We start from the raw sequence: 12,448 nt of genomic DNA, 5'->3' as shown, positions 1-12,448 counted from the left end.
TCCCCGCGGGCGCCGGACGTACAGTGGAGGCATGCATGCGACGCTGCGATTTCTCAGCCCTCGACCGGTCACCGGTCGTGCAGGGCTGAGCGTGCGCGCGTAGATCAGTCCGCGCGCCGGGTCGGTCGAGGGGTCTCCCCCTTCACTCCGACTCGAAATGGACTGTCATGCCCTCCTCCCTCTCCGCCGATGACCTCGGCTCCTCGCTCGCTCTCCGGGACCTGAGCGATCCCGCGCAGGGCGAGCACGCCCTGCAACTCCTCCTCGCCGCCGTCACGGAGGCGCTCGCCGAGACCTGGGGCGTGCCCGCCACGACGGTGCGCGCGAGTCCCCTGGTCGCCGTGGAGGACAACTACGACCGCCTCGGCTTCGACGCTTCCGCGGTCACCCGCGACGAGCGGTACTCGCGGTACGTCAGCGAGACCGTGATGCTCCGCACCCACACGTCCGCGATGATCCCGCCGCTGCTCCGGGCTCTCGCCCGCGAGGAGACCGGTGACCACGACCGCCTCCACGTGCTGCCCGGTCTCGTGTACCGCCGCGACTCCATCGACCGCACGCACGTCGGCGAACCGCACCAGGTCGACCTGTGGCGCGTGACGAACACGGCGCGGATGACGACGGCCGACCTCGAGGGCATGCTCGAAGCCGTCGTGGACGCGGTGCTTCCCGGCGCACGATGGCGAGCGGTTCCCGCCGAGCATCCGTACACGACCGACGGCTGTCAGCTCGACGTGCAGGTCGGGGGCGACTGGCTCGAACTGGCCGAATGCGGTCTGATCGATCCCGGACTCCTCCTGCGATCGGGGCTCGACCCGGCCGTCTGGTCGGGGCTCGCTCTCGGGATGGGTCTGGACCGCGCGCTCATGCTGAGGAAGCGGATCGACGACATCCGAGTGCTGCGCGCGAGCGATCCGCGCATCCTCGAGCAGATGGCCGACCTCGAGCCCTGGCGTCCGGTCTCGTCCCTGCCCGCGGTGCGCCGGGACATCTCGGTCGTCGTGGACCGCGACGACGACGAGGAGACCCTCGGCGACCGGATCCGCGCCGCTCTCAGGGTCGACGCCGCGGCTATCGAGAGCGTGCACGTCCTCGCCACGACGGCCGGAGAGCTCCTGCCCGACCGCGCTCGGGAGCGGCTCGGGATCCGAGAGGGGCAGATCAACGCGCTCGTCCGCATCGTCCTCCGTCCGCTGGACCGGACGCTCACGGACGACGAGGCGAACATCCTGCGGAACAGGGCCTACCTGGCCGTCCACCGCGGGCCGAACCTCGAGCTGATCTGATCCGTGCTGATCCGAGCTGATCCGATCCGTGGCGGGCGGGCTCAGCCCTGGGCGGCGACCAGTTCGCGGAGGGCCTGCACGACGAGGGCGTGGTCGTCGAGGGAGGCGAGGCCCGAGACGGTGGCCGCGGCCACCACTCCGACGCCGCGGACCCGGATCGGGACCGACCCGCCGGTGACGGCGTACTCCGGACCGAGCCAGCCACGGGCCGACGGGTCGGCGCCCGCCGCGGTGAAGCGGGCGTCGGCGAGGGCGCTGCTGGTCTCGAGACGGAGGACGACGGCCGACTTGCGGGCGATCCACGACTCCTGATCGGGAGTGCTGCCGGGCAGGGCGGCGCGGAAGAGGAGGAGCCCGGGGCGGCGGATGTCGACGGCGACCGCCGCCCCGGCCTCCCGGGCGAGTTCGGCGATGCGGGAGCCGAGCCGCCACGCCGTGTCGTGGTCGAAGGAGTCGAGCACGAGATCGCGCTCCTGCTGCTCGAGCTCGGCGATGAGGACGGTCAGGTCCTCAGTGCTGCCCTCGGCGGTGCTGCTGTCGGTCACGGTGTCCTCCTGCGCGTCGTCCCCGGTGAAGCCGACCACCTCGCCGCCCCTCGGCGGTCACGGCGCGCCGGAGGAGGCGTCACCGCCCCTCGTACTCGTCGTCGGTGATGTGCTCGGCCCAGACCGTGCTCGCAGCCGGATCGTCCGCGCTCTCGAACAGGGCGAGGTGCTCCATGAAGACGCCGGGAGCGCTCGCGTGCCAGTGCTCCTCGCCGGGCGGGGTGTAGAGGGTCTGCCCGGCGTGGAGCTCGAGGATCGTGCCGTCGCGAGCACCGAAGCGCGCGACTCCCTGCGTCACGTGCAGGTACTGGCCGCGGGCATGCGAGTGCCAGGCCGTGCGGGCGCCGGGGGCGAAGCGGACGCGGCCGAGGGTGGCGCGCTGGTCGGGATCGTGCGGCACGGCGAGGAGGTCGAGCCAGACGTCGCCGACGAACTGCTCGGGCGGGTTCTTGACGGTGGGTGCGGCGGGTTCGATGTTCACGAGGTCCTCTCGGCAGTGGCGCGGTCAGCGCGGTGATCGGAGCGGGAGCAGGCGCATGGTCGCCGAGACCGGGCCCTCCCCGAGCATGGGAGCCAGGTAGGGGCTGCCCGCGTACTTCTCACGGTAGGCGGCGTCGACGGCGTCGCGCCTCGCGGGGTCGGCCTGCTCGAAGGCGACCTCGTGCTCGGCGCCGGCCGCCCGGATGCGCCCGGCACCCTGCTCGACAGCGGCTCGGTACCAGCGCGAGCGCTGACCGTTCCAGGCGCGGACGAGGAGATCGTCGCCGACGACGACCGACCAGATCCAGGTGGGAGTGCCGTACGTCGCTCCGTCGGCGCGGAAGGGCGAGACGTGCAGATCGTCGGAGGCGGCGATCGCCGCGAGGGTCGTCGGGTTCCAGGTCATTGGGAGCTCCTCGGTGTCGGGGGCGGGACGAGGCGCGGCGCGGCGAGGTCGCGACCGGCAGGTGGCGCATCCTGCTGCCTCGTCGCCCACCAGGAGGCGAGCAGCGTCAGCGCGTCGGCGCTCGGCGAGCCGGGCTCGGCGCTGTAGATCAGGAAGTTCAGGCCCGGATCGCCCATCGGCTCGAACGCCTCGTAGCTGAGGTGCAGATCGCCGACGACCGGGTGGTGGAAGAACTTCGCACCGCTCGCGTGGTGGCGGACGTCGTGCGCGCCCCAGCGCCGGCGGAACTCGTCGCTCCTGGTCGAGAGTTCGCCGACGAGGGCCTGCAGACCGGCGTCGTCGGGCGTGCGGCCGGCCTCGGTGCGCAGGATTCCGACGCTGATGTCGGCGGCCGTCGCCCAGTCGGGGTGGAAGCGCACGGAGAGATCGCGGCGGAGGAAGGTGTAGCGGGCGAGGTTCACCGGGCGCTCGGGATGCTCGCGGGCGCCGTACTCGTCGGCGTAGAGCGCGCGGAACAGCTCGTTCTCGGCGAGGACGTCGAGGCGGCCGTTGCGGACGAAGGCCGGCGCGGTGGTGATCGACTCGACCGCGAGGCGGAGCGAGGGCCGGACTCCGACCGCGCGCCTCGGGCGCCGGCGCACCGGCGCGCCTCCGGATGCGCGGGCCAGATCGAACAGGTGGGCGCGCTCGGCGTCGTCGAGCCGGAGGGCCGCGGCGAGCGCCTCGAGCACCGACTCGGAGGCTCCGCGGAGGTCGCCGCGCTCGAGGCGCGAGTAGTACTCGATGCTCACGCCCGCCAGCTGGGCGACCTCGCTGCGGCGCAGGCCCGGGACGCGGCGGACGCCTCCGGAGGGCAGCCCGACGCGGTCGGGCGACAGGCGGGCGCGGCGGGAGACGAGGAAGTCCTTCACCTCGGGATCGTGGGGCATGGGTTCACGCTACGTCGCGCCTCCGCTCGGCGGGATGCCCTGCGGGAACACCTCTGGACAGAACCTCTCGCCCACCCCCTGGGGAGGAGTTGTCTGGATTCGCGCGCCCCGTCCCCGCGCCGCGAGAGGATCGCTCCATGCCCGTCACCACGACCCCCACAGCCCCGTGAGCACCGTCGATCGCCCCGCCGGCATGACCCGCGGGCTCACCCTGCTCTTCGCGATCGCCGGAGGCGCCGCGGTCGGCAACCTCTACTGGGCGCAACCGCTGCTCGGGGTGATCGGTGCGACCTTCGACGTCTCCCCCGGCTCCGCGGGACTGCTGGTGACGGTGACGCAGGTCGGCTACGCGATCGGGGTGTTCCTCCTGGTGCCGCTGGGCGACACCCTCGACCGGCGACGGCTGATCCCGGCGCTGATGGTGCTGGCGGCCGTGTTCCTGGCGACGACCGCGCTCGCGCCGGCGTTCCCGGTGCTGCTCGCGACGCTCGCCCTGATCGGCGTGACGACCGTGGCGGGGCAGCTGCTCACTCCGCTCGCCGGCGACCTCGCCACCGACGAGCAACGGGGGCGCGTGCTCGGCACGGTCGCCTCCGGGCTGCTGCTCGGCCTGTTGATCTCGCGGGCGATCAGCGGGATCCTGGCCGATCTGCTCGGCTGGCGGTCGGTGTTCGGCCTCGCCGCCGCGCTCGTCCTGGTGCTCGCGATCGTGATGGCGCGCCGTCTCCCGCGCCTGCCTCCGCGCGCCAAGGTGCGGTACGGGACGCTGCTCGCCTCGGTGCTGCGCACGGTCGCGGGCAGTCGGGCCGTGCGCGTGACGGTGCTGATCGGAGCGTCGGCCATGTGCGCGTTCACGCTGTTCTGGACGGGTCTGACCTTCCTCCTGGGTGCCGAGCCCTTCTCGTACTCGGCCACCGCGATCGGACTCGTGAGCCTCGTCGGCATCGCCGGCGCGATCTCGGCGCAGCGGGTCGGGCGCCTCTACGACCGTGGGCTGTCGCTGCCGGCGATCGGAGCGGGGCTCGTCGTGGCGCTGATCGGCGTCGTGATCGCGGGCCTGGGAGCGACGTCGATCGTGGTCGTGCTGATCGCGGTGGCGGTGTTCTCGATCGGGCTGCAGGGCGTGCAGGTGCTGGCGCAGACGCGCATGCTCTCGATCGATCCGTCGGCGCGGAGCCGGCTGAACACGGTGTACATCGTGGGCAACTTCACGGGAGGCGCGATCGGATCGGCGCTCGCGGGCCTGCTGTGGCAGGCGGGCGGCTGGACGGCACTGATGCTGGTCGCCGCGACGGTGCTGGGCTTCGGGCTGACGGTGTGGGCGGTGCAGCGGACGCGGGCCCTGGCGGGGTGAGGGGTGCCGGCGGGCGGACCCACCGGCTCCGCGCGCCGACGAGTGGACCCGGAACGGGGCCCGGACAGGCGGCACACCCCGCTCCGCGCCCAGTCTTCGACGCGGACACTCGCGAGAGGACTCGGAACGGGCTCTGAGTAAGCCGCGCGGCCCGGTCCGCGCCCACTCGTCGACGCGGATGCCCGCGAGTGGACCCGGGACGGGGCCTGACCGAGCCGCGCGGCCCGGTCCGCGCCCACTCGCCGACGCGGGCGCTCACGAGTGGACTCGAGACGGGCTCTGATCACGCCGCGCGGCCCGGTCCGCGCCCACTCGAGGACGCCCGGCCCAGCGGCCCGCGGATTCAGCGCCGGTCGAGCCGCGGAGCGTCCGCCAGCAGCCGCCGCGTGTACTCCGACGCCGGCGCCCGCAGCACCGCCGCGGCCTCCCCCGACTCCACCACGCGCCCCTCGCGCATCACCGCGATGCGGTCGCTCATGTGCGCGATCACCCCGAGATCGTGCGAGATCAGCAGCAGCGCCAGGCCGTGCCTGCGTTGAAGGTCGTCGAGCAGGTCGAGGATCTGCGCCTGCACCGAGACGTCGAGCGCCGACACCGGCTCGTCGCAGATCAGCACGTCGGGGCGGGTAGCCAGGGCGCGCGCGATCGACACCCGCTGACGCTGCCCGCCCGAGAGGGTCCGCGGCGAGCGCTGGGCCAGCGCCGGAGCGAGGCCCACGCGCCCCAGGAGCTCGCCGACGTCGCCGGCACCCGCGTCGCGCAGCAGGCGGCCGACGCTCCAGCGCGGGTCGAACGACGACAGGCTGTCCTGGTAGACGGCTCCGATCCGCGGGCGGAGCGGGCGGCGCTCGCGCTCGCTCGCCGACGACCACGGGCGGCCGAGGAACTCGACGCTCCCCTCCTCCGGTCGCCGCAGCGCCAGCAGCAGCCGCGCCATCGTGCTCTTCCCCGAGCCGGACTCGCCGACGACCCCCAGTGTCTCGCCGCGCCGCAGCTCGAGGTCGACGCCGTCGACGGCGACCCGCACGCCTCCGCCCGGGCGGGCGAAGGTGGTGCGCAGCCCCGTCGCCCGCAGGACCACGTCGCCCGGGACCGGCGGGGGCAGGACCTCGGCCCCGGCGGACGACAGGCGGGTGCCGCGGGGCCGCCCGGCAGGCACGGCGGCGACCAGGGCGCGCGCCTCGGCGCTCGACGGGGCGCGCAACACGTCCGCGGCCGGTCCGTCCTCGACCACGCGCCCGTCGGCGAGCACCAGGATGCGGTCGGCGAGCCCCGCGACCACCGCGAGGTCGTGCGACACCAGCAGCAGGGCGCGTCCGCGCGCCTTCTGCTCGGAGAACAGCTCGAGCACGCGCGCCTGCACCGTCACGTCGAGCGCGGTGGTGGGCTCGTCGGCGACGAGCAGCGGAGGATCGAGGGCGATCGCGGAGGCCAGCAGCGCCCGCTGACGGAGTCCGCCCGAGAGGTCGCCCGCGCGGTCGCGCATCCGCTCGGCCGCCTCGGGCATGCCGACGCTGGTCAGCGCCGCCGCCGCCCGACGCGCCCGCTCGGCCGCGGGGAGGCGGCCGTGCAGGCGCCACGCGTCGCCGATCTCGCGACCGATGGGGCGCAGCGGGTCGAGCGAGAGCAGCGCGTCCTGCGGCACGAAGCCGACGCCCGCCCCGCGAAGACCCCTCAGCGTCCGCTCGGCGGCGCCGACCACCTCGGCCCCGCCGACGCGGACGCTGCCGGTCACCGCGCCTCCGCTCAGCCCCAGCAGCGCCCGCGCCGTGACGCTCTTGCCCGAGCCCGACTCGCCCACGATCGCCACGCACTCGCCCGGCTCGACGCGGAACGACACTCCGTGCACGACCTCGACGCCGTCGAACGCGACACGCAGGTCCTCGACCACGACGGCGCTCATCGCGCCCCCCGCAGTCGGCCGCCGAGCACGGTCGTGGCGATCGTGGTCAGCACGATCACCAAGCCCGGGAACACCGTCAGCCACCACGCGCTCGCGAGGTAGGTGCGGCCGGCCGAGAGCATCGCGCCCCACTCCGGGGCCGGCGGCTCGGCGCCGAGGCCGAGGTAGCTGAGCGCCGACGCCCAGACGATCGCCTGACCCACGCCCAGCGTCGCGAGCACCGCGAGGGGCGCGAAAGTGTTGGGCAGAACGTGCCGGAACAGGATGCGGATCGGGCCGTGACCCAGGACGCGCGCGGCCTCGACGTAGCCGGAGTCGCGGATGCCGAGCAGCTGCGTGCGCAGGATGCGGGCGTAGCCGGGCGCGGTCGAGAGGCCGACCGCGACGGTGGCGGGGACCACTCCGGGGCCCGTCACGACGATGACGAGCAGCGCCAGCAGCAGGGCGGGGAACGCGAACAGCACCTCGAGCACGCGGCCGATCACGCCGTCCACCACCCGCCCGCCGAACGCCGCGACCACACCGAGCACGGCGCCGACCGCCAGGCCGATGGCGGTCGCGCTCACCCCGATCAGGAGCGACGCCCCGGCGCCCGCGATGACGCGGCTGAGGACGTCGCGGCCGGACTCGTCGGTGCCGAGCAGGTGCTCCGCAGAGGGGGGCGAGAACGCCTCGGTCGGGGCGATCGCGAGGGGGTCCGAGGGGGCGAGGAGCCCCGGGGCGAGCGCGGCGAGGAGCAGCAGCAGGACGAAGGCGAGCGCGACGATCTCGCCGAGGCGCAGGCGCCGGCCTCGTCGGCGCGCGGGGGCGGCGGAGGTGCGCAGCTCGAGCTCGCTCATGCGGCCGTCTCCGCGACGGCGGGAACGACGCGGGCGGGAGCGAGCCGCGGATCGACGAGGCGCGCCACGAGATCCGTCGCGAACGTCACGAGGATGTAGGCGAGGGCGGTGACCAGGACGACGCCGGTCACGACCGGCACGTCGCGCACGGTCACCGCCGACAGCAGGGTCCGGCCCAGGCCCGGCCGCGCGAAGATCGTCTCGACGACGACCGCTCCGCCGATCAGGTAGCCGAACGCCCAGCCCGAGAGCGCGATGCCCGGGAGCACGGCGTGGCGCAGGGCGTGGCGGAGTCGGAGCCCCAGCTCGCTCTCGCCGCGTGCACGGGCGGCGAGCACGAACGGCGACTCGAGGGCGTCGAGGAGGGAGCGGCGCATCACCTGTCCGAGGAAGCCTGCCAGCGGGATCGCGAGAGTGAGCGCGGGCAGCACGAGTCCGTTCGGCGCTCCGGTGCTGACCGGGGGCAGCCAGCGCAGGGTCGTGGCGAACACGGCGATCAGGACGGTGGCCAGCCAGAAGTGCGGGAGGGCAGCGGCGGTCAGCTCGAGGCCGGCGCCGAGCGCCGCGGCGATCCGGCCGCCGCGGGTCGACCAGAGCGCGGTCGCGAGGGCGAGGATCCATGCGAGCGCGAGAGCGAGGACGGCCAGCAGCAGGGTGCCCGGCAGCTGCTGCCCGAGCAGCTCGACGACGGGGACGCGCAGCGAGTAGGAGGTGCCGAGGTCGCCCTGCGCGAGCCGGCCGAGCTGGGTGAGGTACTGCAGGAGGAGGGGCTGGTCGAGTCCGTACTCCTCCCGGACCGCGGCGAGCGCCTCGGCGGACGCCTGCGAACCGGGGCCGCCGAGGATCGCCTGCGCGGGGTCGCCGGGGATCAGGCGGATGAGGAAGAAGACGGCGGTCGCGACGGCCCAGAGCACGACGACGGCGCCGCCCAGGCGGAGGAGGACGCGGCGGATCATGCGGGGTGCTCCTTCCGAGGGGGGGTCACAGGACCAGGATGCCTCGTGCTGACCGGACACGGAGCGCACCCTGTTGATCGAGTAGTCGGCGCAGCCGACGTATCGAGATCCGCGATCACCCGGCGTTCGGGAGGACGTGGATCTCGATACGCCCCTGCGGGGCTACTCGATCAGCAGGGCGGCGGCCCGCTGCGCGGGCTGCTCGATCAGCGAGAGGGAGGCCGCTCGATCAGCGGAGCGTCAGACCGAGGCGTCGGCGAACCACGGCGTCGAGACCGTGGCGAGCGCCTCCACGCCCTGCACCGACGAGCGGAGCAGGTAGTGGTTCTGCTGGTCGTAGAGCGGCAGGATCCAGTACCCGGACAGCACGATCTCCTGCGCCTGGCGGTACAGGTCGGCGCGCTCGTCCGCGTCCGTCGTCGCGCTGGCCTGCTCGAGCAGCGCGTCGAGCGCCGGGTCGGCGATCTGCGCGTGGTTGGCGAAGTAGCCGCTGGGCGCAGGGGTGATGCCCGAGGAGGAGTAGAGGATCCGCAGGACGTCCGGCCCGACCTTCGTGTACGGCGCGCTGACCAGCTCGTACTCGTTCGCCGCGAGGGCCGCGTACCAGCTCGAGAGGTCCAGCAGGCTGATCTCGACGTCGAAGCCGACGGCCTTCGCCGAGGCCTGGATCTGCTCGAAGAGCGACTGCTCGGCCGGGATCGACTGGTTCGTGCTGACCGGGAAACGGAGCGTGAGCGGCTGCCCGTCCTTCTCGCGGATGCCGTCGCCGTCGGAGTCGGTCCAGCCCGCGGTCTCGAGGAGCTCCTCGGCCGCCGCGACCTCGTCGTCGGAGCCGGCGTCCTCGAAGAGCGAGGGGTCGGAGTAGGCGGTCGCCTCGCTGCTCGACAGCGGCGAGTAGGAGCGCTCGGCGGTGCCGAAGAAGAGGGAGTCGATGGCGTCGTTCACGCCGACCGCGCGGATGAACGCCTCGCGCACACCGGCGTCGTCGAACGGCGACTGGCCGCTGTTGAGCTCCAGGCGGTTGACCGAGCCGGGGCGCGGGGCGTCGAGCTCGACGAGGTCGGAGGCGTCGGTGGCGGCCTGCAGCGTGTCGGGCTGAGCGTTGTCGATCACGTCGACCTCGCCCGCCTGCAGCGCCGCGTAGCGGGTGGCCGAGTCGGGCAGGAAGCGCCACTCGATGCTGGAGAGGTACGCGGGGCCCTCGTGGCCGTCGCCGGTCGGGCCGAACGAGGCGTCGTACGCGTCGTTGCGGGTGAGGGTCACGTGGTCCTGCTTGACCCACTCCGTCACCGTGAACGGACCGGTGCCGACGGGCGCCTCGCAGTTGGCGGCCTCGCCGCGCGCGATGCCGGTGGGCGACTGGATCGCCGTCCACGGCTGGGCGAGCGACTCGAGCAGCGCGCTGTCGGGGGCGCTGAGCGTGAAGCGCGCGACGGTCGGCGAGACGGCGGTGACCGACTCGACCTTGGCGACGGCGAGGTAGCCGGTCGAGGACTTCGTGGCCGGGTCCTGGAGGTGCGCGATGTTCGCGGCGACCGCCTCCGCGTCCAGCGGGGTGCCGTCGGTGAACTCGACGCCCTCGCGCAGCGTGAAGTCGTAGCTGAGCGCATCGTCCGAGACGGTCCACGACTCCGCGAGCCACGGCGTGATCGTGCCGTCGGCCTCGCGCGAGACGAGCGACTCGAGCACCTGCGTCGCGAGCAGGGCCTGCGGATAGTTGCCGCCGACGTGCGGGTCGAGGCAGGTGGGCTCGGCGTCGCCGGACGCGTAGGTGAGCACTCCGTCGGCGACGGGGGTCGCGGAGTCGCCTCCCGCGTCGGATTCTGCGGTGCAGCCGCTGAGCAGGAGGGCGCCGGCGGCGAGCGCGGCGGGGAGGATCAGAGAGCGGCGCATGACGTCTTTCGTGGAGGGGTCGGGAGTGCCGGGTTTCTTGGACGCGGCCCAGGAAACGCTAGCAGGACGCGCGGGCCCGCGGGCCGGGTCGCCCGGATCCGCTCGGCTCAGCCCGCCGTCGACGCGCGCACGACCAGCTCGGGCTGGAAGAGCACCTGGCGCGGCTCGGCGTCCAGCAGCAGGTCGACCGCTGTCGCGCCGATCAGCGCGCTCGGCTGGCGGATGCTCGACAGCGGCACGACCGTCGCCGTCGCGAACGCGATGTCGTCGTAGCCGATGAGGGCGACGTCCTCGGGCACGCGGACGTCGCCCAGCAGCATCAGGGCCTGCAGCACCCCGACCGCGAGCAGGTCGTTCGCGCAGAACACGGCGTCGGGGCGATCGGAGGCGTCGCGCGCGGCGAGAGCGCGCCCCGCCTCGCGCCCGGCGAGCACCGACAGCGAGTCGGTCGCGATCTCCTCGAGCGAGGCTCCGTCGACCTCGCGCACCGCCGCGCGCGCCCCCGCGAGCCGGTCGGCGACCTGGCGGATCGACTCCGGACCGCCCACCACGGCCAGGCGCCGGCGCCCGAGGCTCAGGAGGTGCTCCACGGCCAGGCGTCCACCCGCCACGTCGTCGACGGCGACCGACGAGAGCGCCGGGTCGAGCGAGTGGCGGTCGACGAGCACGCAGGGGATGCCGTGCGAGCGGAGGCGGTCGAGGCGCGTCGAGTCCTCCCCGAGCGGCGAGATGAGGACGCCGCCCACGCGCTGCTCCTCGAAGAGGTCGAGGTAGGCGGCCTCGCGGCGGGCGTCGTCGTCGGTGTTGCCGAGCAGGACGGCCAGTCCGGACTCGGCCGCGCGCGCCTCGGCGCCGCGAGCGAGGTCCGAGAAGAAGGGGTTGCCGGCGTCGAGGACGACGAGCCCGATGCTCCGGCTGCGACCGGCGCGCAGCTGCCGCGCGGCGTCGTTGCGGACGAACCCGAGCTCGGCGATCGCCTCCTGCACGCGGCGGACCGACTCGGCGCCGACCCGCTCGGGCCGGTTCAGCACGTTCGAGACGGTGCCGACGGAGACGCCCGCTCGGGCGGCGACGTCGCGGACGCTCACGGACGGCACGGCGCCTCCTGGGGTCGGGCCGCGCGGCGGGCGGCGGTCCCGGAAGTATGGCACCGGCGCTCGGGTCGTCATCTCCGGGACTGGACGTGCACGGGTGAATGCCTAGTCCCTAGGCTGTGCCCTGACTCGATCATTGGAGCACGGCATGGCCCTCGCCAGCATCCCCGACACCGTCGCCGCCCTCCGGAAGGGCCGCCCCGTCATCGTCGTCGACGACGAGGACCGCGAGAACGAGGGCGACGTGGTCCTGGCCGCGCAGACCGCGAGCGCCGCGACGATCGCGTGGACGGTGCGCAACAGTTCCGGGTTCCTCTGCGCGCCGCTGACGAACGCGATCGCCGACCGGCTCGACCTCCCGCCGATGATCGCCGTCAACCAGGATCCGCGCGGCACCGCGTACACCGTCACGGTCGACGCGGCCGACCGGCTGAGCACCGGGATCAGCGCGGCCGACCGCGCGCACACCCTCCGGGTCCTCGCCGACCCCGACGCCGCTCCCACCGCCCTCACCCGGCCGGGCCACATCCTGCCGCTACGTGCCGTCGACGGAGGGGTGCTCGAGCGCGACGGGCACACCGAGGCCGCCGTCGACCTGCTCCTGCTCGCGGGGCTGCACCCCGTCGCCGGCATCGCCGAGATCGTGGACGACGACGGCGAGATGGCGCGACTGCCGCGCCTGCTCGAGATCGGCGAGCGCGAGGACGTCCTCGTCACCTCGATCGAGCTGCTACAGGCGTTCCTCCGCGAGCGCGGCGGGAGC

Annotated in this window: 11 protein-coding genes and 1 pseudogene; 3 read left to right on the top strand and 9 right to left on the bottom strand. The window is 74.0% G+C overall.

Annotation, left to right across the window (positions count from 1 at the left end; genetic code table 11):
* Positions 1 to 167 precede the first annotated feature (167 nt).
* Positions 168 to 1,286, top strand: coding sequence for a PheS-related mystery ligase SrmL (gene srmL, locus ASF48_RS08415; RefSeq protein WP_055789738.1), 1,119 nt, complete (start codon positions 168 to 170; stop codon positions 1,284 to 1,286).
* Positions 1,287 to 1,327: 41 nt separating this feature from the next.
* On the opposite strand, the gene ASF48_RS08410 is transcribed toward srmL, so the two are convergent.
* The 4 genes from ASF48_RS08410 to ASF48_RS08395 form a co-directional block, all read right to left on the bottom strand.
* A complete protein-coding gene (locus tag ASF48_RS08410; protein ID WP_235577215.1) occupies positions 1,328 to 1,831 on the bottom strand; it encodes a heme-degrading domain-containing protein in 504 nt (167 codons plus the stop codon).
* A 79-nt stretch (positions 1,832 to 1,910) separates the two neighbouring features.
* On the bottom strand, positions 1,911 to 2,312 hold the full coding sequence (locus ASF48_RS08405; protein WP_055789735.1) for a cupin domain-containing protein: 402 nt from the start codon (positions 2,310 to 2,312) through the stop codon (positions 1,911 to 1,913).
* Between the two features lie 24 nt (positions 2,313 to 2,336).
* Positions 2,337 to 2,717, bottom strand: coding sequence for a DUF2255 family protein (locus ASF48_RS08400; RefSeq protein WP_055789730.1), 381 nt, complete (start codon positions 2,715 to 2,717; stop codon positions 2,337 to 2,339).
* Positions 2,714 to 3,646, bottom strand: coding sequence for a helix-turn-helix domain-containing protein (locus ASF48_RS08395; RefSeq protein WP_055789721.1), 933 nt, complete (start codon positions 3,644 to 3,646; stop codon positions 2,714 to 2,716). Before ASF48_RS08395 ends, ASF48_RS08400 begins: the two co-directional genes overlap by 4 nt.
* A 166-nt stretch (positions 3,647 to 3,812) precedes the next feature.
* Between ASF48_RS08395 and ASF48_RS08390 the strand changes: the two genes are divergently transcribed.
* On the top strand, positions 3,813 to 5,000 hold the full coding sequence (locus ASF48_RS08390; protein ID WP_230673157.1) for an MFS transporter: 1,188 nt from the start codon (positions 3,813 to 3,815) through the stop codon (positions 4,998 to 5,000).
* A 343-nt stretch (positions 5,001 to 5,343) separates the two neighbouring features.
* On the opposite strand, the gene ASF48_RS08385 is transcribed toward ASF48_RS08390, so the two are convergent.
* The 5 genes from ASF48_RS08385 to ASF48_RS08365 form a co-directional block, all read right to left on the bottom strand.
* Positions 5,344 to 6,903: an ATP-binding cassette domain-containing protein gene (locus ASF48_RS08385; RefSeq protein ID WP_055789719.1), complete on the bottom strand. Its 1,560-nt coding sequence runs from the start codon at positions 6,901 to 6,903 to the stop codon at positions 5,344 to 5,346.
* Positions 6,900 to 7,742, bottom strand: coding sequence for an ABC transporter permease (locus ASF48_RS08380; RefSeq protein ID WP_055789716.1), 843 nt, complete (start codon positions 7,740 to 7,742; stop codon positions 6,900 to 6,902). The genes ASF48_RS08385 and ASF48_RS08380 overlap by 4 nt, the downstream gene beginning before the upstream one ends.
* Positions 7,739 to 8,698, bottom strand: coding sequence for an ABC transporter permease (locus tag ASF48_RS08375; RefSeq protein WP_055789712.1), 960 nt, complete (start codon positions 8,696 to 8,698; stop codon positions 7,739 to 7,741). The genes ASF48_RS08380 and ASF48_RS08375 overlap by 4 nt, the downstream gene beginning before the upstream one ends.
* A gap of 240 nt (positions 8,699 to 8,938) precedes the next feature.
* Entirely contained in the window at positions 8,939 to 10,591 is a 1,653-nt protein-coding gene (locus ASF48_RS08370) for an ABC transporter substrate-binding protein (RefSeq protein WP_055789707.1), read from the bottom strand.
* Between the two features lie 107 nt (positions 10,592 to 10,698).
* Complete coding sequence (locus ASF48_RS08365) at positions 10,699 to 11,688, bottom strand: LacI family DNA-binding transcriptional regulator (protein ID WP_055789703.1); 990 nt, start codon at positions 11,686 to 11,688, stop codon at positions 10,699 to 10,701.
* A gap of 145 nt (positions 11,689 to 11,833) precedes the next feature.
* Between ASF48_RS08365 and ribB the strand changes: the two are divergent.
* Positions 11,834 to 12,436, top strand: a pseudogene (gene ribB / locus ASF48_RS08360) (3,4-dihydroxy-2-butanone-4-phosphate synthase); the annotation flags it as partial.
* Between the last annotated feature and the right edge of the window lie 12 nt (positions 12,437 to 12,448).

The sequence above is a fragment of the Rathayibacter sp. Leaf299 genome (assembly GCF_001423055.1).
Taxonomy (GTDB): Bacteria; Actinomycetota; Actinomycetes; order Actinomycetales; family Microbacteriaceae; genus Rathayibacter; species Rathayibacter caricis.
Note: the sequence above shows the minus strand (reverse complement) of the source record. Positions and strands in the feature narration are given on the sequence as shown.